At 63.7% G+C, this 18,727-nt stretch carries 26 protein-coding genes; 8 read left to right on the forward strand and 18 right to left on the reverse strand.

Going from position 1 to position 18,727, the window contains the following annotated elements; genetic code table 11:
• Positions 1–20: 20 nt before the first annotated feature.
• The 4 genes from lipB to ACSQ22_RS25250 all read left to right on the forward strand — a co-directional run bounded on the left by lipB (position 21) and on the right by ACSQ22_RS25250 (position 3,391).
• A complete protein-coding gene (lipB, locus tag ACSQ22_RS25235; RefSeq protein WP_055396228.1) occupies positions 21–716 on the forward strand; it encodes a lipoyl(octanoyl) transferase LipB in 696 nt (231 codons plus the stop codon).
• A gap of 15 nt (positions 717–731) precedes the next feature.
• Positions 732–1,712: a lipoyl synthase gene (gene lipA / locus ACSQ22_RS25240; RefSeq protein ID WP_055396226.1), complete on the forward strand. Its 981-nt coding sequence runs from the start codon at positions 732–734 to the stop codon at positions 1,710–1,712.
• A 32-nt stretch (positions 1,713–1,744) separates the two neighbouring features.
• The gene (locus ACSQ22_RS25245; protein WP_436131872.1) at positions 1,745–2,455 is read left to right on the forward strand and encodes an AraC family transcriptional regulator; all 711 of its coding nucleotides are present in this window, start codon (positions 1,745–1,747) and stop codon (positions 2,453–2,455) included.
• A gap of 102 nt (positions 2,456–2,557) precedes the next feature.
• Entirely contained in the window at positions 2,558–3,391 is an 834-nt protein-coding gene (locus tag ACSQ22_RS25250; protein ID WP_055396222.1) for a DMT family transporter, read from the forward strand.
• Positions 3,392–3,475: 84 nt separating this feature from the next.
• On the opposite strand, the gene ptsP is transcribed toward ACSQ22_RS25250, so the two are convergent.
• The 5 genes from ptsP to ACSQ22_RS25275 are packed head-to-tail and all read right to left on the reverse strand — an operon-like array spanning position 3,476 to position 7,760.
• Entirely contained in the window at positions 3,476–5,245 is a 1,770-nt protein-coding gene (gene ptsP / locus ACSQ22_RS25255; RefSeq protein ID WP_055395009.1) for a phosphoenolpyruvate--protein phosphotransferase, read from the reverse strand.
• Positions 5,242–5,511, reverse strand: a complete 270-nt coding sequence (locus ACSQ22_RS25260; RefSeq protein WP_055395006.1) for an HPr family phosphocarrier protein — start codon at positions 5,509–5,511, stop codon at positions 5,242–5,244. The genes ptsP and ACSQ22_RS25260 overlap by 4 nt, the downstream gene beginning before the upstream one ends.
• Positions 5,480–5,932, reverse strand: a complete 453-nt coding sequence (locus ACSQ22_RS25265; RefSeq protein WP_055395004.1) for a PTS sugar transporter subunit IIA — start codon at positions 5,930–5,932, stop codon at positions 5,480–5,482. Before ACSQ22_RS25265 ends, ACSQ22_RS25260 begins: the two co-directional genes overlap by 32 nt.
• Entirely contained in the window at positions 5,929–7,215 is a 1,287-nt protein-coding gene (locus tag ACSQ22_RS25270; protein ID WP_436131873.1) for an MFS transporter, read from the reverse strand. The genes ACSQ22_RS25265 and ACSQ22_RS25270 overlap by 4 nt, the downstream gene beginning before the upstream one ends.
• On the reverse strand, positions 7,212–7,760 hold the full coding sequence (locus tag ACSQ22_RS25275; RefSeq protein WP_436131874.1) for a hypothetical protein: 549 nt from the start codon (positions 7,758–7,760) through the stop codon (positions 7,212–7,214). The genes ACSQ22_RS25270 and ACSQ22_RS25275 overlap by 4 nt, the downstream gene beginning before the upstream one ends.
• A gap of 211 nt (positions 7,761–7,971) precedes the next feature.
• Between ACSQ22_RS25275 and ACSQ22_RS25280 the strand changes: the two genes are divergently transcribed.
• Complete coding sequence (locus ACSQ22_RS25280) at positions 7,972–8,475, forward strand: peroxiredoxin family protein (protein WP_121422005.1); 504 nt, start codon at positions 7,972–7,974, stop codon at positions 8,473–8,475.
• Positions 8,476–8,711: 236 nt separating this feature from the next.
• Here the strand turns inward: ACSQ22_RS25280 and ACSQ22_RS25285 are convergent, their stop codons facing one another.
• Positions 8,712–9,167 carry a c-type cytochrome gene (locus ACSQ22_RS25285; RefSeq protein ID WP_055394996.1) on the reverse strand — a complete coding sequence of 152 codons (456 nt, stop codon included), beginning with the start codon at positions 9,165–9,167 and terminating at the stop codon, positions 8,712–8,714.
• Between the two features lie 159 nt (positions 9,168–9,326).
• Between ACSQ22_RS25285 and ACSQ22_RS25290 the strand changes: the two genes are divergently transcribed.
• The 3 genes from ACSQ22_RS25290 to ACSQ22_RS25300 all read left to right on the forward strand — a co-directional run bounded on the left by ACSQ22_RS25290 (position 9,327) and on the right by ACSQ22_RS25300 (position 12,382).
• A complete protein-coding gene (locus ACSQ22_RS25290) occupies positions 9,327–10,007 on the forward strand; it encodes a cytochrome b/b6 domain-containing protein (RefSeq protein ID WP_436131875.1) in 681 nt (226 codons plus the stop codon).
• A gap of 46 nt (positions 10,008–10,053) precedes the next feature.
• Positions 10,054–10,545 (forward strand): GNAT family N-acetyltransferase, encoded by a 492-nt coding sequence (locus ACSQ22_RS25295; protein WP_207402132.1) that lies wholly within the window; start codon positions 10,054–10,056, stop codon positions 10,543–10,545.
• Positions 10,546–11,491: 946 nt separating this feature from the next.
• Entirely contained in the window at positions 11,492–12,382 is an 891-nt protein-coding gene (locus tag ACSQ22_RS25300; protein WP_436131876.1) for a reverse transcriptase family protein, read from the forward strand.
• 142 nt (positions 12,383–12,524) lie between these two features.
• On the opposite strand, the gene ACSQ22_RS25305 is transcribed toward ACSQ22_RS25300, so the two are convergent.
• The 12 genes from ACSQ22_RS25305 to rpsJ form a co-directional block, all read right to left on the reverse strand.
• Complete coding sequence (locus ACSQ22_RS25305; protein WP_055394989.1) at positions 12,525–13,034, reverse strand: peroxiredoxin; 510 nt, start codon at positions 13,032–13,034, stop codon at positions 12,525–12,527.
• A gap of 258 nt (positions 13,035–13,292) precedes the next feature.
• Positions 13,293–13,562, reverse strand: a complete 270-nt coding sequence (gene rpsQ, locus ACSQ22_RS25310) for a 30S ribosomal protein S17 (protein WP_055394987.1) — start codon at positions 13,560–13,562, stop codon at positions 13,293–13,295.
• Positions 13,563–13,571: 9 nt separating this feature from the next.
• The gene (gene rpmC, locus ACSQ22_RS25315; RefSeq protein WP_055394985.1) at positions 13,572–13,766 is read right to left on the reverse strand and encodes a 50S ribosomal protein L29; all 195 of its coding nucleotides are present in this window, start codon (positions 13,764–13,766) and stop codon (positions 13,572–13,574) included.
• Positions 13,767–13,782: 16 nt separating this feature from the next.
• Positions 13,783–14,199: a 50S ribosomal protein L16 gene (gene rplP, locus ACSQ22_RS25320; RefSeq protein WP_015012190.1), complete on the reverse strand. Its 417-nt coding sequence runs from the start codon at positions 14,197–14,199 to the stop codon at positions 13,783–13,785.
• A 2-nt stretch (positions 14,200–14,201) separates the two neighbouring features.
• Positions 14,202–15,083: a 30S ribosomal protein S3 gene (gene rpsC / locus ACSQ22_RS25325; protein ID WP_055394983.1), complete on the reverse strand. Its 882-nt coding sequence runs from the start codon at positions 15,081–15,083 to the stop codon at positions 14,202–14,204.
• A gap of 15 nt (positions 15,084–15,098) precedes the next feature.
• A complete protein-coding gene (gene rplV, locus ACSQ22_RS25330) occupies positions 15,099–15,431 on the reverse strand; it encodes a 50S ribosomal protein L22 (protein ID WP_007847806.1) in 333 nt (110 codons plus the stop codon).
• Between the two features lie 9 nt (positions 15,432–15,440).
• On the reverse strand, positions 15,441–15,716 hold the full coding sequence (gene rpsS, locus ACSQ22_RS25335) for a 30S ribosomal protein S19 (RefSeq protein ID WP_010467177.1): 276 nt from the start codon (positions 15,714–15,716) through the stop codon (positions 15,441–15,443).
• Between the two features lie 10 nt (positions 15,717–15,726).
• Positions 15,727–16,551 carry a 50S ribosomal protein L2 gene (gene rplB / locus ACSQ22_RS25340; RefSeq protein WP_010467175.1) on the reverse strand — a complete coding sequence of 275 codons (825 nt, stop codon included), beginning with the start codon at positions 16,549–16,551 and terminating at the stop codon, positions 15,727–15,729.
• A gap of 2 nt (positions 16,552–16,553) precedes the next feature.
• Entirely contained in the window at positions 16,554–16,868 is a 315-nt protein-coding gene (gene rplW / locus ACSQ22_RS25345) for a 50S ribosomal protein L23 (protein WP_010467173.1), read from the reverse strand.
• Positions 16,865–17,485: a 50S ribosomal protein L4 gene (rplD, locus tag ACSQ22_RS25350; RefSeq protein ID WP_008906425.1), complete on the reverse strand. Its 621-nt coding sequence runs from the start codon at positions 17,483–17,485 to the stop codon at positions 16,865–16,867. The genes rplW and rplD overlap by 4 nt, the downstream gene beginning before the upstream one ends.
• Positions 17,485–18,159, reverse strand: coding sequence for a 50S ribosomal protein L3 (gene rplC, locus ACSQ22_RS25355; RefSeq protein ID WP_055394981.1), 675 nt, complete (start codon positions 18,157–18,159; stop codon positions 17,485–17,487). Before rplC ends, rplD begins: the two co-directional genes overlap by 1 nt.
• A 232-nt stretch (positions 18,160–18,391) precedes the next feature.
• Positions 18,392–18,703, reverse strand: a complete 312-nt coding sequence (gene rpsJ, locus ACSQ22_RS25360; RefSeq protein WP_005796953.1) for a 30S ribosomal protein S10 — start codon at positions 18,701–18,703, stop codon at positions 18,392–18,394.
• Positions 18,704–18,727: the final 24 nt, after the last annotated feature.

Consider the following 18,727-nt stretch of genomic DNA (forward strand, 5'->3'; position numbering starts at 1 on the left):
GGCTGCAGCATATTTGCCGCATGACCATCGACATTCGCATGCTGGGCCGCGTGGACTACGCCACCACCGTCCAGGCCATGCAGGACTACACAACCGCACGTTCGGCCGGTACACCCGACGTGCTCTGGGTGTGCGAGCACGCACCGCTGTACACACAAGGGCTCGCAGGCAAGAGTGATCACGTGCTGAACCCGGGCAACATTCCGGTGGTAGCCACCAACCGTGGCGGGCAGGTCACTTTCCACGGCCCCGGCCAAGTGGTGGCCTATCCGCTGATCGACCTGCAGCGCGCAGGTTACTTCGTCAAAGAGTACGTCTACCGCGTGGAAGAAGCCGTGATCCGCACGCTGGCGCACTTTGGCATCACGGGCCACCGCGTGGGCGGCGCGCCTGGCATCTATGTGCGGCTGGACGACCCACACAGCCACGCCCTGCTGCCGCAGCGTCCGCAAAAGCGCATCGGCACGGCGGCGCCAATCCCGGACTTCGAGGGCCTGGGCAAGATTGCCGCCCTGGGTATCAAGGTCAGTCGGCACAGCACTTACCACGGCGTGGCGCTCAATGTGGCGATGGACCTGGAGCCCTTTGCGCGCATCAACCCTTGCGGTTACGCAGGTTTGCAAACGGTGGACCTTTCTACAATCGGGGTCCACACCACCTGGGAAGAAGCCGCGCAGGTGCTGGGCCAGCAGCTCAGCATCCGGTTGGCGCCCTGAACCTGCCTACATGCCATGAGCACCCCTGAAGTCGTCCGCGAAGCGCAATCCACCGAAGCCTACAACCCGCTGGCCAAGCAAAAAGCGGCCGCCAAGCTCTCGCGCATTCCGATCAAGGTCGAGCAAGGCGAAGTGCTCAAGAAGCCCGAGTGGATTCGCGTGAAGGCGGGCAGCCCCACCACACGCTTCTACGAGATCAAGGAGATCCTGCGCGAGCACAAGCTGCACACGGTGTGCGAAGAAGCCTCCTGCCCCAACATCGGCGAGTGTTTCGGCAAGGGCACGGCCACCTTCATGATCATGGGCGACAAGTGCACGCGCCGCTGCCCGTTCTGCGACGTGGGCCACGGCCGCCCCGACCCGCTGGACAAGGACGAGCCCCTGAACCTGGCCAAGACCATCGCCGCGCTCAAGCTCAAGTACGTGGTGATCACCAGCGTGGATCGCGACGATCTGCGCGACGGCGGCTCCGGCCATTTTGTGGAGTGCATCCAGAACATCCGCGAGTTGTCGCCCGCCACGCAGATCGAGATCCTGGTGCCCGACTTCCGGGGCCGCGACGACCGTGCGCTCGAAATCCTGAAAGCCGCGCCACCCGACGTGATGAACCACAACCTGGAAACCGCACCCCGGCTGTACAAGGAAGCGCGCCCAGGCTCCGACTACCAGTTCAGCCTGAATCTGCTGAAAAAGTTCAAGGCCCTGCACCCCAATGTCCCCACCAAGAGCGGCATCATGGTTGGCTTGGGCGAGACGGACGAAGAGATCCTGCAGGTGATGCGCGACATGCGCGAACACAACATCGACATGCTGACCATCGGCCAGTACCTGTCGCCCAGCAACAGCCACCTGCCCGTGCGCCGCTACGTGCACCCCGACACCTTCAAGATGTTCGAGGAAGAGGCCTACAAGATGGGCTTCAGCCACGCTGCGGTTGGCGCCATGGTGCGCAGCAGCTACCACGCGGACCAGCAGGCGCACGCCGCTGGCGTTTAAGCCTGGCGGGACGCGCAACCCAGAGCACGATCATGGGCGCGGCGGAATCGCTCTCGCTGCGGCGCTACGGCGCATCGCCGGGCAGCCATAGCCACAATCACTTCCAGATACTGCTGGGTCTCTCCGGCGCACTGGACCTGGAAGTCGCGGGGCACGGTGTGCGCGTGGCGCCCGGTGGCGGCTGCGTGATTGCGCCGGGGGATCGCCACGACTTCGAATCGTCGCGCGGCAGCGTCTGCCTGGTGCTCGACAGCGCCCACCCCGGCTGGGCGCGGTGCGCCAGCGCGCAGCTCACTACCGCACCGCCCACCGATGCACTGCCCCTGGCGCACTACCTGGCCAGCGCATTGCAACAAGGCCGCCCGCTGGCGCAGACCCACGGCCCGGCATTGCTGCTGGAAGCGTGGCTGGCGGGCTCAGCGCCCCATACATCCCTCCACCGATCCACACGCCAACGCACTATCGATTGGCCTGCTCTGCAGCGCTGGGCAGCCCTGCAATGGCACCGCGAACTCAACGTTGCCGACTTGGCTGCGCAGGTGCATCTGAGCCCCAGCCAGTTCGCTACCAGGTGCCGCGAAGACCAGGGCATGGGTGCCATGGCCTGGCTGCGCGGCCAGCGCCTGGCACAGGCGCGGCTGCTGCGGGGCACAGGCATGGCCGTGGCCGAAGTGGCGCGGCGCACGGGCTACCGCTCGCCCTCGGCCCTCACGGCGGCACTGCGGCGCGCTGAAGATCACTGAATCACTGACAAAGGCTGCCGCGTCCAGCCGACGATCAACCCGCGACGACGGACCATCGTTGCGCGACGATTCCGAATGTCCTGCGCGCGTAAGCTCGGCGCCATGCAAGCCAACCTGTACGCCCTGGGCGCCATCGCGCTGTGGGCCTCCCTCGCCTCGCTGGGTGTCTCGCTCACCCACATTCCACCGTTCCTGCTCACGGGCATTGCGCTCATCATCGGCAGCGTGCCAGCCTGGCCGTTTGTGCTGCGTGACCCGTCGCAGTGGCGCATTCCACTGCGCACGCTAGCGCTCGGTGTGTATGGCCTGTTTGCGTACCACTTCCTGCTGTTCATTGCGCTGCGCCACGCGCCGCCCGTGGAGGCCAATCTGGTGAACTACCTGTGGCCGCTGTTCATCGTGGTGCTCTCGCCTGTGGTGCTGCCCGGTGTGGCGCTGCGCCTGCCGCATGTGCTGGCGGCGCTGCTGGGTTTTGGGGGCGCAGCCATTGCGATTGCGGGTGGACGCGAGCTGAGTGGCACGCTGGCCTGGGGCTACCTGCCCGCGTTGGCCGCAGCATTCATCTGGGCCACGTACTCGCTCATGACCAAGCGCGTGGCGGCTTTTCCGACCACGGCCATCGGCCTGTTCGGACTGGTGTCCGGCGTGCTGTCCCTGTTGTGCCATGTGGTGTTGGAGCCCGCCGTGGCGCTGCAGCCGCGCGACTGGGCCCTGCTGGCAGTGCTGGGCCTGGGGCCGCTGGGGGCGTCGTTTTTCATGTGGGACAAGGCGCTCAAGCTCGGGGACGCACGGCACATCGGCATCCTGAGCTACATCACTCCGCTGGCGTCCACCGCGCTGCTGATCGTGGTGAGTGGCCGCTCGTTCAGCTGGAGCATCGCACTGGCCACGGTGATGATCATCAGCGCGGCAGTGATGGGGATGCGGGCGCGCTGACCATGAGAAATACGCGTCAAATTGGCCTCTAGCGCTCATCTATAAAGCGTTAACAGCTATTATTTTAAGAGCAAAACCTATCGCTCAAGAGCTCAGCAACGCCGCAGGTTCGTCGCCCTCCAGCACCTGCTGCGCCCAGGGCGCCAGCTTGCGCGTGTCAGCGCGCAGCACCTCCTGCTTCACAGCCAGGATCTGCGCGGGGTGCATGGAGAAGCTGCGCAGGCCCAGGCCCAACAGCAGGCGCGTCATGGTCACATCGCCCGCCGTCTCGCCACACACGCACACGCTCTTGCCCTGGCGCTCCCCCTCGGCGATCACGTCGCCCACCAGGCGCAGCACGGCGGGGTGCAGCGGGTCGTACAGATGGGCCACAGCCTCGTCGGCACGGTCGATGGCCAGGGTGTACTGGATCAGGTCGTTGGTGCCGATGGAGAGAAAGTCGAAGTACTTGAGGAAGGTGCGCACCATGAGCGCGGCGGCGGGCACCTCGATCATTGCGCCCAGCTGCACCGGGCCGTAGGGTTCGCCACGCGCATCCAGCTCACCCCGGGCCAGGTCCACCTGGGCGAGCGTCTGCTGAATTTCGTGCGTGTGCGCCAGCATGGGGAACAACAGGTTGACCTTGCCATGCGCCGCCGCACGCAGCACAGCGCGCAGCTGGGTGCGGAACATGGCCGGGTCGGCCAGGCTCCAGCGGATGGCGCGCAGGCCCAGCGCGGGGTTTAGGTAGTTGTCCTTGTGGCTCTTGTGGTCCAGCGGCTTGTCCGCGCCCACATCGATGGTGCGAATGGTGACGGGCAGGCCCTGCATGCCGTCAATGGCCTCGCAATAGGCGCGGTACTGCTCGTCCTCGCCGGGCAGGTTGCCCGTCTTGCCCATGAACAGGAATTCGCTGCGGAACAGGCCCACGCCCACGGCCCCGGCGCGCACGGCGGTGGCCGCGTCGCCGGGTTGTTCGATGTTGGCCAGCAGCTCGATCTTGTGGCCGTCGATGGTGATGGCAGGGGTGTGGCGCAGCCGGGCCAGCCGCTCGCGCTCCAGCTCCACCTGGCGCTGGCGAAAGCCGTATTCGGCCAGGATGATGGGCGACGGATCGACAATGACCACACCTGCATCGCCGTCGATGATGACCCAGTCGTCCTGCCGCACCAGCTGGCTCGCGGCGCGCGCACCGACCACGGCCGGGATGTCCATGCTGCGCGCCACGATGGCCGTGTGGCTGGTCTTGCCGCCCACATCGGTCACAAAGCCCGCAAACACGCTTTGCTTGAACTGCAGCATGTCGGCAGGCGAGAGGTCGTGCGCTACCAGCACCAGGGGCACGTCCACCGTGTCGTCGAGCAGCAGGTCTTGCTGCAGGCCCAATTGCTTGTGGCGGCGCGGGCTGCTGACCGGCGGCGCCACGGGGCTGGCCACGCCCTTCATGTAGCGCAGGATGCGCTCGACCACCTGTTCCAGGTCAGCCTTGCGCTCGCGCAGGTACTCATCCTCCATCTCGTCGAACTGGCGCGCGATGACTTCAAGCTGCGTGGTCAACGCCCACTCGGCGTTGTAGAGGCGCTCGGTGATCCAGTGCTTGACGCCGCCCGTGAGGGCCTCGTCCTGCAGCAGCATCAGGTGCACGTCGAGCAGCGCGGTCAGCTCATGCGGCGCATCGGCGGGCATGTCGGTCTGCAGGCGCTGCAGTTCCTCGACCACGGCATTGCGGCCGTTGCGCACCCGCTCAATTTCGCCCTCGACCTGTTCTGGCTTCACAAAATAGTGCGCCACGTCCACACGGCTGGACGCCACCAGCACGGCACGGCCGATGGCAATGCCGCGAGCGACTGCGAGACCGTGGACGGAAAAAGTCATTCACCCTCACCAAATTTGTCGGCAATCAAGGCCAGCAGGGCATCCATGGCCTCCTGTTCACGATCCCCGTTGGTTTCAATCTCCACCTCAGTGCCCATGCCGGCGGCCAGCATCATCACGCCCATGATGCTCTTGGCGTTGATGCGGCGGTCGCCACGGCTCATGAAAACCTCACAGGGGAAGCTGCCAGCCAGCTTGGTCAGCTTGGCCGAAGCGCGGGCATGCAGGCCCAATTTATTGCTGATGGTCGTACGTGTCTTGATCATGTCGATTACGGGTGTTCTGGTTCTGCGGCGCGGAGATGGCCACCTGCATCACGCCCTGGGTGCCCCCCACCACGGCGCGGGTGACCACCGCGTCGAGGGGTTCGTGGCGGTAGCTCACGGCCCGCAGCAGCATGGGCAGGTTGACCCCCGTCACCAGGCGCGAGCGCACGTTCTCGATCACGCGCTGCGCCACGTTGCAGGGGGTGGCACCAAACACGTCGGTGAGCACCAGGGTGGAATCTGCGCCCAGTTGCTGCAGCATGATGCGGGCCTGTGCCAGCGACTCTTCGGGCGGCTGGTTGGGCTGCACGTCGAGAGCGGCCACGTTGTCGCCGCAGTCAGGAAACACATGCAGCGCACATTCGCGCAGTGCATGGGCCAACGGGGCGTGGGCAATGATGAGGATGCTGGTGGTGCTCATGGCGTGGTGGTTTGCAGCACATTATGGCGCCGCCCCTGCAGCAGGAACCACGCGTAGGCGACCGCGTTGCACGCCAGGTACACCGCCATCGCGGCCTGGAACGACTGCACCGTGGACAGGCCGGCCGCGGCAAAGGCGTCCACCCCCAGGCCAATGCCCCACTGCACCACAAACACTCCCGCAAAAATCACGAGGTTGTAGGCTGACAGCGCGCGCCCCGCCAGCGCCTGCGGGAACGCCATGGCCACCGCAGGCTGCGACAGCGACACAAACGTGCACGACACACAAAACAGCGCCCAGGCACCGCCTCCCGCCTGCGGCCCCGCGAGAATGATGCCGAGCAACACCACCAGGCACAGCGGCAAGCCCGCAGCCATCAGCCGGTCCGCTCCCAGCCCCTTGCGCAGCAGCCAGGGGTTGACCATGCCCCAGGTCCAGAACGTGCAGAGCATCGACACGTTGATCCAGAACAGCCCCGTGGCAGCCTCCAGCGGTGAGTAGCCCGCCACCCGCTGCATCCATGGGCCTGCCCATAGCGTCTGCATGGCCACCATGCCGCCGTACACAAAGAAGCCCAGGGGCGCCAGGCGCTGGAAATACGGGTGGCGCCACACCATCGCATAGCCCGGTGGCACAGTGACACCGCTGGGGCCGCGCTCCGCCGTGGCATCACCACCACCACCGCCCGCGCCCGGTGTACCCGCCGCCCAGCCGGGCACCCAGACGGCAATCACCACCATCGACAGCGCGATCAGCGCCGCCAACCCCCAGAACAGCGGCCGCCACCCCACCAGGGGCAGTGCCCACTGCACCGGCAGCGTGGACGCCACCATGCCCAGCGAGCCCGTCATCAGCATCCAGGAGTTGGCGCGCATCTGCGCCGTGGGCTCGAACCAGCGCCTATAGCCCGTGAGCGGCGCCATCAGGCAGGCGCTGACGCCCGCACCACACAACACACGCCCGGCCAGCAAGCCCGAAAACCCCGTCGCCACCGAAAACACCAGGCTGCCCACCACGGCCACGCCCAGAAATCCCAGCGCCACCTTGCGGGGGCCATGCCGGTCCAGCCAGGTGCCCAGCGGCAGCTGCGTGGCCGCAAAGCCCAGAAAGTACCCGCCCGCAAGCAAGCCCAGGTCGCTGGCCTGCAGCGAAAACTCTTGCGCCAGTGTGGGCGCCAGCGTGGCCGTAACCGCCCGCACCAGCGCCGACAGGAAGTAGGCGAAGGCAAAGGCCAGAAAAACGATGACCGCTGCCCGCCTGGGCAGCACCGCATGCCCGGTCATTGGAGCACCATCCCTGCAAAGAACTGGTCGGCCAACTCGGGGCGGGGCTTGCCCGTGTAAACCACCGCGTGGTACAGCCGCATCTGCGGCCCCGCAGCGCGCGCAAACCACACGCCCTGGGCAAACACGGGGCTGCCATCAGCACGCTGGCCTTGCACCACGGTGCGCACCGACTGCGGCAGGGGCAGTGCACCCTTGGGGGCATACGGCGTATCAGCCGCCGTGGCTGCGGCGCCCGTGCCGAGGTTGGCGACCACAGCGGCCCGCCAGTGCCGCAGGGCAGCGCCCGCCTGGGCAGGGTCTGCCAGGGCCGCATGCGACACGGCAAATGTGGCGCCGTCGGCATCGCAGCCCGCCATGGACAGCTCGACGGGGACCCCCGCCAGTTCGACCGTGCGCGTGGCCTGGTCAGGCTTGCAAGGCAAGGTGATGGTGATGCCGGCCTCGGGCAAAGGCACGCTGCGCCAGTTCAGCGCAGGGCTGCAGCCCACGAGCAGCCACAGCAACGGTGGCAGGGCAGCAGCCCGGGTTGGTGTCCAGTTCATCGGTCGATTATCGGCACAGTGACCCAGATCAACAGGCGGCATCCCCTGCGGGCGAACTTTTGCCCGCCAAGCCGACTCCATCCCAAGTCCGGCCTGCGGGCCACCCGTGAAGGTAGAAGACGGGCGTTGTTGTTAGGGCAGGTCCGGCACAATGCCGGTTGCAGGCCCGGGTACCCACAGGGGCCACAGTTTCAGGATGAATGGACAAGTCATGGCGATCAAGCATTGGGCGGCAGGGGTGGCAGTGGCAGCATTTGCGGCCGTGGGTGCCTATGTGTACCTGGATACAGGCCGCTCTGCGGCACCGGAATCCACCTTCGTGTTGCTAAACGGCACGAGCCAATCCACCGCCGATCTGCGCGGCAAGGTCACGCTGGTGAATTTCTGGGCCACCAGTTGCACCACCTGCGTGGCCGAAATGCCCGAGATCGTGGCCACCTACAACAAGTACCACGCCAAAGGCTTCGACACGCTCGCCGTGGCCATGAGCTACGACCCGCCCAGCTACGTGGTGAACTTTGCCGAAACCCGCAAACTGCCCTTCAAGGTGGCGATCGACAACACCGGCAAGGTGGCCCAGGCCTGGGGCGATGTGCGGCTCACGCCATCGACCTTCATCGTGAACAAGCGTGGGGAGATTGTGAAGACCTATGTAGGTGCCCCGAATTTCCCCGAACTGCACCAGCTCATCGAGAAGCTGCTGGCAGAAACCTGAGCCACCACAACACCTTCAAAAACAAGAGGCCGATTTCGTAAGAAATCGGCCTCTTGCGCTTATGGATAAAGCGCCAGCAGCTATCAATTTTGCGAATGGCATCTGAAACTGGCGTTGCTCAGAGGAGCGGACGCCGCGCAAGGGCCGCCCCGCCGCGCTGGCGTCGCCCCCCTTCCCGGAGCGCGTAGCGCGTAGAGAGAAGGGGGAAGCGGCTCAGCCGCTCAGGGGGATGTACCCTATTTCGCGCGGTAATTGTCGTGGCAGGCCTTGCAGGTGCCGGCGGCCGCGCCGAATGCGGTCTTGAGGTTGTCCAGGTTGCCCGTCTTGGCCGCAGCGGCCAGCTTGACGGATTCGGCTTCGAGCTTGTCGGAATGCTCCTTGAACTTGGCCTGTTCGGTCCAGATTTCAGGCAGTGCCTTGGTGGGCGCGCCCTTGTCGGTGCCCGCGCCAAATCCCGCCCAGGGCAGCTTGGCCATCTGCGCCACCACGTCCGCGTTCTCCTGCGCGGCCTTGGCGTCGAACGGGATACGGCCATTGGCCATGGCCCCAAGGCGGCCAAAGTGCTGGCCCATCACAAACAGCGCGCTCTGGCGGTATTTGATGGCGTCTTCCGCCTTGGCGAACTGGGCAGAGGCCGGTGCGGACAAGGTCAGCGTAGCGGCGGCAAGGGCGAACGCGGCAAGTGCTTTCATAGGGAGATTCCTTTTTCGTGGGGTGGACAGGCTCTGAGAGCCCGGGGCAAGTATGCCGTTTTACCGCCCATTTCGCAGCGGGCATGCTCTTTCGGGTTGACCCCGCCTCCTTCACAATGCGGCCCACCACCCTTCGTCCAACCACCCTGCCCCGCCGCCATGACGCAACACTCCGTACGCATCTGGGACCTTCCCACCCGCATCTTCCACTGGGCACTCGCCGCGAGCGTCGTGGGCCTGGTCATCACCGCCAAGGTGGGGGGCAACGCCATGGAATGGCATTTCCGGCTGGGGTACGGCGTGTTGGCGCTGCTGGTGTTCCGCATGGTCTGGGGACTGATGGGCGGGCGCTGGTCGCGCTTCACGAGTTTTCTGTACTCCCCGATGCGGGTGCTGCGGTATCTGCGCGGTTCAGCCCACGCCGAAGACAGCATTGGCCACAGCCCACTGGGCGCCCTGTCGGTCTTTGCGCTGCTGGCCGTGCTGGTGGCCCAAGTGGTCACCGGTTTGCTGAGTGATGACGAGATCGCCTTCGCTGGCCCGCTCACCCGGTTTGTGTCGAATGCAGTGGTCGGCCAGGCCACGGGCTACCACAAGGAAATTGGCCAGTACCTAGTGCTGGGGCTGGTGGGGTTGCACCTGATCGCCATCATTTTCTATGTGCTGGTTCGCCGCCAACGCCTCGTCCGGCCCATGCTGCATGGCGACAAGCTGCTGCCCGCCCCGGCCACGCCGTCTCGCGACGACTTGACCAGCCGGGCCGTGGCGCTGGTGGTGCTGGCCCTGAGTGCCGCGCTGGCCTGGTGGGTGTCCTCTCTGGGGGCAGCGGCGGGGTTCTAGCCAGACTCGCTACACTGCGGCTTCCGCTGTTTTGAACTACTGCGTTTTGGACAAGCCTTCCGTCACCCTGCTGACCCCCACCTCGCCCGCCGAGATGGAAGCGGTCCGCACCATCTTCCGGGAGTACGCCGACACGCTCGGCGTAGACCTGTGTTTCCAGGACTTCGAGACCGAACTCGCGGGCCTGCCCGGCGACTACGGCGCGCCGCGCGGCGCACTGCTGCTGGCCCAGGTCGAAGGGGCGATTGCCGGCTGCTGCGCCCTTCGGCCACTGGATACGGCCGACTACCCCAACGCGAGCGAAATGAAGCGGCTGTACGTGCGCAAAGCCTTCCGGGGCTTCGGCCTGGGCCGCGAACTCGCGGAGGCCATGCTCGACCGGGCGCGCCAGGCGGGTTACGCCTGCGTGCTGCTCGACACGCTCGACGACATGGAATCGGCCCGGGCGCTGTACACCGACCTGGGCTTTGAAGAGATTCCACCCTACTACCACAACCCCATTGCGGGGGCGCACTACCTCAAGGTTGATATTTCTTGAGTTTTTGGTGCCTAGCGCTCACTGATATTGCATCAATAGCTATTAAATTTATAGCAACTATAGAATCAGACCGGCCCGGTGCCAAGCACTTCGAGCCTGTTGATCAGGATCGAGCCGTGGGGCAGCCCCACGGTGTTGTCTTCCAACGCGTCCATCGCGGCGCGCGAACCTCCCGCCACCCGTGGCGTGCAGTTCGCACCCAACCCGCAGGTTGGCACCGGGCCAACTTCCTACACTTCGCAGCTTCGTGACGAAGACTCCAGCCCGCACACGCGCACTGGCCAAGGCGCTGGCCATGGCCGTGCTGGCCGATGCACGGGAGCCGGAGCGTCGCACCCTCCAGGCACTGGCAGCGCGCGCAAGTGCCTGCCTGGGTAACAACACGACCCTGGCGGACAGCCCCGTTCCACTGCCCCCGCCCTTGCTCGAACAGCTGCGCCGCCTGTCCCACGCGTCCGGGGCCGAATGGGCGCGGCTGGAGCCTGAGGACGTGGCCACCTGGCTGTGCTGGGGTGTCTGGTGGCGCAAAGCGGGGCTGCGCAATGGCGCCACCCTGCAGTCACTTACGACGACCTTCGACCAGCAGGAGGAAAAAGACCAGGACGCCTGGGACGAGCTGGCGGGCGACGACGATGAAAACGCCGAACCAGCCCTGCCTTTGCACCAATGGCCCGACCCCCAACTCGCCCGGGCTTTCCGCACCTGGGCCGCCAGCCCACGCACCGGGGAGCCGTTGCACTGGCTGCTGCGCTCCGCCACGGCAGGCGCGCACCCCGCATGGATGGGCCGTGAGCGCACCACGCCCGTGCTGCTGGCCGCCACCGACGTAACCGAGGCCCTGGCCGTTTCGCTGGATGACCTCCTGTGGCTCGCGCCCGAGCATGCGCACTGGCGCGAACGCCAGGAAGGGAGCCATGCCCTGCCCCTTTCGCACTATCGCTACCGCTTGCTGCCCAAGCCCAGCGGTGGGCTGCGCCTGCTGGAGGCGCCCCGCCCGCGCCTGGCCAGCACGCAGCGCCGCATTCTGGACAGCCTGCTGGCTGGCGTGCCCGTGCACGAGGCCGCGCATGGCTTTGTGCGCGGCCACGACGTGGGCACCCACGCACAGGTCCACACCCAGCAGGCTGTGGTGACACGGTTTGACCTGGCCGATTTCTTCATGTGCATCACGGCCACCCGCGTGCGCGCGCTGTGGCGGGCACTGGGCCATGGTCGCCCGGCCGCCGAGCTGCTCACGCGGCTGACCACCACGCGAACCCCTCAGGCCGTCCGGGAACGATTGCTGGAAGCAGCCCCCCTGCCGCGGGAGGCCATCGCGCAGCGCCGTGCCATCAGCACGCGCCTGAAACAGCCCCATTTGCCGCAGGGTGCGCCCACGTCGCCCGCCTTGGCAAATCTGTGCGCCTTCGGGCTGGACCTGCGGCTGAACGCCCTGGCAGAGCGCTTTGGCGCGCGCTACACACGCTATGCCGACGACCTGGTGTTTTCAGGTTCAAAGGCGCTGCACCAGCAGTGGGTGGACTTGCGCGCCTGGGTGACCGCCATTGCCCAGGACGAAGGATTCACCCTGCGCGCGGACAAGACCCGCGTGATGCCAGCGCACCAGCGGCAGTATGTGACGGGACTGGTGGTCAACGAGCGTACCAACTACAGCCGCACACAGTTCGACATCCTCAAGGCGCGCCTGCACCGGCTGGGCCAACAGCCCCAGGTGGACATCAGCGAACGGGCCCGGCTGACCGGCGAGGTCCAATGGGCCAGTCAATGGCTGGCGCCGACACGCAGAGCGAAGCTGCAGCGGCTGCTCCATGCCATCCGGTTTTCCAACGAGCTTTAGATCCGCTCAAGGCCTTCCCGGGATCACGCTTATGGCCGGCTTCGCCAGTTCTCGCCACAGCAATGGCGACCCCGGTAGCCGGCCCAAGCCAGAACGCCCCACATCGCAGGGAGCAACTCGGCGCAGCCGGTTAACGCCGAACTCAAGCCTTTTGGGCTTGCTGGAGCAGCGTGTCAGCGTCGCTCACTTCAAATTTGCCCGGGGCTTCCACGTTGAGGGTGACCACCTTGCCGTCGCGCACCAGCATCGAATAACGGTTGCTGCGCAGACCCAGGCCCTTGCCCGTCAGATCCAGCGTCAGACCGGTGGCCTTGGCGAAAGTGGCATCGCCATCGCCCAACATGCGGACCTTGCCATCGGTCTTCTGGTCACGCGCCCATGCGCCCATGACGAAGGCGTCGTTCACGCTCACGCACCAGATCTCATCCACACCTGCGGCCTTGAACTCGGCGGCCTTTTCCACATAGCCTGGCACATGCTTGGCCGAGCAGGTGGGCGTAAACGCTCCGGGCAATGCAAACAGGGCAATCGTCTTGCCAGCCGTAGCCTTGTCTACAGGCACAGGGTTCGGGCCGATGCTGCAGCCTTCGCCCTCGACTTCCGAATATTCCATGAGCGTGCTGGCAGGCAGGGTGTCACCGACTTTGATCATTGTTATCTCCTTGGGATGGTGGAATGGATAGCGGGATGAATGGGATTGGATACGCGAAGTGCCCCGCGCCGCCAACACAACATGACGTGCGCAAAACAAGGCTCAGACAAGCGACTCACGCCAAAGCGAGTTGATGCCGCATCCCGATTTGCCTGAGTCCTAAAAAAGTGGGCCACAAAGCAAAACGACCCACATTGTGGGTCGTTTTGAAAGGCTTTGCCGTCCGGGGTCTTGACCCCGGGGCAATGGGATGCTGATTTACAGCAGACCGGCCTTTTGCACCAAGCGGGTAGCCACCCAGTTCTTGGTCTTAGAGAGCGGACGGCTTTCGGTAATTTCGATCACGTCGCCCAGCTTGTACTCGCCATTTTCATCATGGGCGTGGTACTTGCTCGACTTCGCAACGATCTTGCCGTAGAGCTCGTGCTTCACACGGCGCTCGACCAGCACGGTCACAGTCTTTTGACGCTTGTCGCTGACCACCTTGCCAACCAAGGTGCGCTTGAGGGATTTTTTAGGTTCCGTCATGTGGGCTCCTTACTTGGCGGCTTGCTTTTCAGCAAGAATGGTCTTTGCACGGGCGATATCGCGGCGGGTGGTGCGCAGCGTGTTGGTGTTAGCCAATTGCTGCGTAGCCTTTTGCATGCGCAGGCCGAAGTGGGCCTTTTGCAGCGCCTTGATTTCGGCTTCGATACCGGCGACGTCTTTTTGGCGAAGTTCAGTAGTCTTCATTGCTTGTTCTCCTGAATTAAGCGCCAAGGTGACGACTGACAAACGTGGTGCGCAGCGGCAGCTTGGCTGCAGCCAGGCGGAACGCTTCGCGAGCCAGTTCTTCAGGCACACCGACGATCTCGAAAACGATCTTGCCGGGCTGGATTTCGGCCACGTAGTACTCGGGGTTGCCCTTACCGTTACCCATACGCACTTCTGCGGGCTTGGTAGAGATTGGCTTGTCCGGGAACACGCGGATCCAGATACGGCCGCCACGCTTGACGTGACGGGAAATCGCACGGCGTGCAGCTTCGATCTGGCGGGCCGTGAGACGGCCACGATCGGTGCACTTCAGACCGAAATCACCGAACGCAACGGAGGCACCCCGCGTTGCGACACCGGTATTACGGCCCTTTTGCTCCTTGCGGTACTTGCGGCGAGCAGGTTGCAGCATACTTATTCTCCTTTTCCGTCCGCTGCTGTAGCGGGCGCGGCGACTTTGCGTACGCGCTTAACGGCGGTGTTATCAGCGCCACCAGCTTCCACTGGCTTGTCGCTGCCGTCGGCCGGAGCGGTGTTACCACCGACTGGACGACGTGGGCCACGGCCTGCGCCTGGACGATCGCCACCTGGGCGGCCATCACGGCGTGGACCGCGTGGGCGGCGTTCTTCGTCTGGACGTGGGGTTTCCACGGCAGGCAGGTCGTTACGACCCAGCGTATCGCCCTTGTAGACCCAGACCTTGACGCCGATCACACCGTAGGTGGTCTTGGCTTCAGAGGTGCCGTAGTCGATGTCGGCGCGCAGCGTGTGAAGTGGCACGCGGCCTTCACGGTACCACTCGCAACGAGCGATTTCGATACCGTTCAGACGACCGGACGACATGATCTTGATGCCCTGGGCACCCAGACGCATGGCGTTCTGCATGGCACGCTTCATGGCGCGGCGGAACATGATCCGCTTTTCGAGCTGTTGCGTGATGCTGTCGGCGATCAGTTTGGCATCGATTTCGGGCTTGCGCACTTCTTCGATGTTGACTGCCACTGGCACACCCAGGCGCAGAGCGAGTTCCTTCTTCAGGTTCTCGATGTCTTCACCCTTCTTGCCGATCACCACACCAGGACGTGCCGAGTAAATGGTGATGCGGGCGTTCTTGGCTGGACGCTCGATCAGGATGCGCGACACAGCCGCGTTCTTCAACTTGGCCTTCAGGTACTCACGCACCTTGATGTCTTCGGCCAGCATGCCCGCGAAGTCGCGGTTGCTGGCGTACCAACGGCTGGACCAGTTGCGGCTGACCGCAAGGCGGAAGCCGGTAGGATGGATTTTTTGTCCCATAGTCTTCCCGAGCCTTTAGTTGCCAACCGTCACGTACACATGGCACGTGGGCTTGCTGATGCGGTTGCCGCGGCCTTTGGCGCGCGCGGTGAAGCGCTTGAGCGTGGTGCCTTGTTCGACGTAGATGGTCTTGACCTTCAGTTCGTCGATGTCAGCGCCATCGTTGTGTTCGGCATTGGCGATAGCCGACTCCAGAACTTTCTTGACGATTCCCGCAGCTTTTTTCTGCGTGAAGTTCAGGATGTTCAGAGCCTGGTCCACCTTCTTGCCGCGGATCAGGTCAGCGACCAGACGGCCCTTGTCGACCGACAGACGGACGCCCCGGAGGACTGCACGTGTTTCAGACATGGTCGTTCCTTACTTCTTCGCTTTTTTGTCAGCGGGGTGACCCTTGAAGGTGCGCGTCAGGGCGAATTCGCCCAGCTTGTGGCCCACCATCTGGTCGGTGACATAGACAGGTACGTGCTGCTTGCCGTTGTGCACGGCAATGGTCAGACCGATGAACTCGGGCAGAACCATGGAGCGACGCGACCAGGTCTTGACTGGTTTCTTGTCCTTGGTGGCAACGGCCTTTTCGACCTTGGCCAGCAAGTGATGGTCAACAAATGGACCCTTTTTAAGAGAGCGAGTCATCTGTTACCCCTTACTTCTTGCGACGCGACACGATCATGATCTGTGTGCGCTTGTTGTTACGGGTGCGATAACCCTTGGTCAGATTGCCCCAAGGATCGACTGCATGGCGGCCTTCGCCGGTGCGGCCTTCGCCACCACCGTGAGGGTGATCCACAGGGTTCATGGCCACGCCGCGAACCGTAGGACGGATACCCATCCAGCGCTTCACACCGGCCTTGCCCAGTTGGCGCAGGCTGTGCTCTTCGTTGGCCACTTCACCAATGGTGGCGCGGCATTCGATGTGGATCTTGCGCACTTCGCCGGAGCGCATACGCACTTGAGCGTAAACGCCTTCACGGGCCAGCAGCGTTGCCGAAGCACCAGCCGAGCGGGCGATCTGAGCACCGGCACCGGGCTTGAGCTCGATGCAGTGGATGGTCGAACCCACGGGGATGTTGCGGATAGGCAGCGTGTTGCCAGCGCGGATCGGTGCTTCCGAACCGGACAGCAGGGTTGCGCCCACTTCCAGGTTGCGGGGAGCGATGATGTAGCGGCGCTCGCCGTCGGCATAGCACACCAGAGCGATGTGGGCCGTACGGTTGGGGTCGTACTCAATGCGCTCAACCTTGGCCGGAATGCCGTCCTTGTTGCGCTTGAAGTCCACCACACGGTAGTGGTGCTTGTGACCACCGCCCTTGTGGCGGGTGGTGATGTGACCGTTGTTGTTACGACCGGCCTTCTGGAATTGTGGCTCCAGCAGGGGGGCGTACGCTTCACCCTTGTACAGGTGGTCACGCGTGACCTTCACCACGGCACGTTGGCCGGGCGAAGTGGGTTTCATCTTGATGACAGCCATGATTACGCGGCCTCCCCGGAGAGGTTCAGCTCTTGACCTGGTTGCAGCGTGACGTATGCCTTGCGAACGTTGTCGCGGCGGCCGATGGTCTTGCCAAAACGCTTGGTCTTGCCTTTGGTGTTCACCACAGAAACGCCCTTGACCTCGACCTTGAACATCAATTCCACAGCGGCCTTGATTTCTGGCTTGGTTGCGTTCTGCAGCACCTTGAACGTCACAGCATTGGACTTTTCAGCAACCATGGTGGCCTTTTCGGACACGATGGGAGCGACCAGCACTTGCATCAGACGACCTTCGTCAAACTTGAGTGTGCTCATGCGAACATCTCCTTGAGTTTGTCGATTGCACCCTTGGTGACGAGCACTTTCTTGAAACGCACCAGCGACACGGGATCGGCGTAACGGGGCTCAACGACGAGCACGTTCACCAGATTGCGCGAAGCCAGGTACAGGTTTTCGTCCACTTCGTCGGCAATCACCATCACCGATTGCAGGTTCATCGCCTTGAACTTGTCGGCCAGGACCTTGGTCTTGGGGGAGTCAAGCTTCAGCGAGTCGACCACAGCCAGACGACCTTCGCGGGCCAGCTGCGACAAGATGGCAGACATACCGGCGCGGTACATCTTCTTGTTGATCTTCTGCGTGAAATTTTCGTCAGGCATGTTCGGGAAAATCCGACCGCCCCCACGCCACAGTGGCGAGGAAGTCATACCTGCACGTGCGTTACCCGTACCCTTTTGCTTGAAAGGCTTCTTGGTCGAGTGACGGACTTGCTCGCGGTCCTTCTGGGCGCGAGTGCCTTGGCGTGCATTGGCCTGGTAGGCCACGACGATCTGGTGCACCAGATCTTCGTTGTATTCACGACCGAACACGGTTTCAGGAACATCCAGCTTGGACGCGCCTTGGCCTTGGTCATTCAGGAGTTCGAGCTGCATTAGTTCGCTCCTTTGGAAGATTTGGCCTTGACCGCTGGACGCACCGTCACGAACCCACCCTTGGAGCCCGGAATAGCGCCCTTGATCAAGAGCAGTTGACGCGCTTCGTCGATGCGGATGACATCGAGGTTTTGCGTGGTCTTGGTGACATCGCCGAGGTGGCCCGTCATGCGCTTGCCGGGGAACACGCGACCGGGGTCTTGTGCCATACCGATCGAGCCAGGCACGTTGTGCGAACGGCTGTTACCGTGCGACGCGCGCTGCGAGCTCATGTTGTGACGCTTGATGGTACCGGCGTAACCCTTACCGATGGAAGTGCCTTGCACATCGACCTTCTGGCCCACGGCAAACACATCGGTTACGGGCACAGCTGCACCTGCGGCATATTTGCCAGCGGTATCAGCAGTGACGCGGAATTCCTGGATGATTTCACCGGCTTCCACACCTGCCTTGGCAAGGTGGCCGGCTTCTGGCTTGGTTACGCGCGATGCTTTGCGCGAACCAAACGTGACCTGCAAGGCCACGTAGCCATCGTTCTCTTGGGTTTTGACCTGGGTAACGCGGTTGTTGGACACATCCACCACCGTGACAGGCACTGCGTCCCCATCATCGGTGAACAGACGCATCATGCCCACTTTGCGACCCAGCAACCCGAGGGAGTTGCTCAGACTCATTGGTTTTCTCCAAAACTCTCACCGCCACAACTTCAATTGGCTGCAGCGTTTCCGCAAGCTCTCGCCCGCGTGTATGAAAGAAGGTTAATAAAACTCCGCCAATGCACACCTTTTAACAGGCGCAAATTGAGCGAAGCCCTAAAGTATAACGCGAACTGCTTTTTCAAGCAAGTTCGCGTTATTTCAGACACTGCAAGGTGGGCGGACCCACCTCACAACGGCCGTCGCTACATCACTGCAGCTTGATTTCGACGTCCACGCCAGCAGGCAGGTCGAGCTTCATCAGGGCGTCAACGGTCTTGTCCGTTGGGTCCACGATGTCCATCAGACGCTGGTGCGTGCGGATTTCGAGCTGGTCGCGGCTGGTCTTGTTGACGTGCGGCGAGCGCAGGATGTCGAAACGCTTCATGCGTGTCGGCAGGGGCACGGGGCCCTTGACGATGGCGCCAGTGCGCTTGGCAGTGTCAACGATCTCGGCAGCGGACTGGTCGATCAGCTTGTAGTCAAACGCCTTCAGGCGGATGCGGATTTTTTGCTTGGACATGGCAAGTTCCTTATTCTGCTTATG

It is taken from the genome of Acidovorax sp. LjRoot38, from assembly GCF_964252975.1.
In the GTDB taxonomy this organism is placed as follows: domain Bacteria; phylum Pseudomonadota; class Gammaproteobacteria; order Burkholderiales; family Burkholderiaceae_C; genus Acidovorax; species Acidovorax facilis.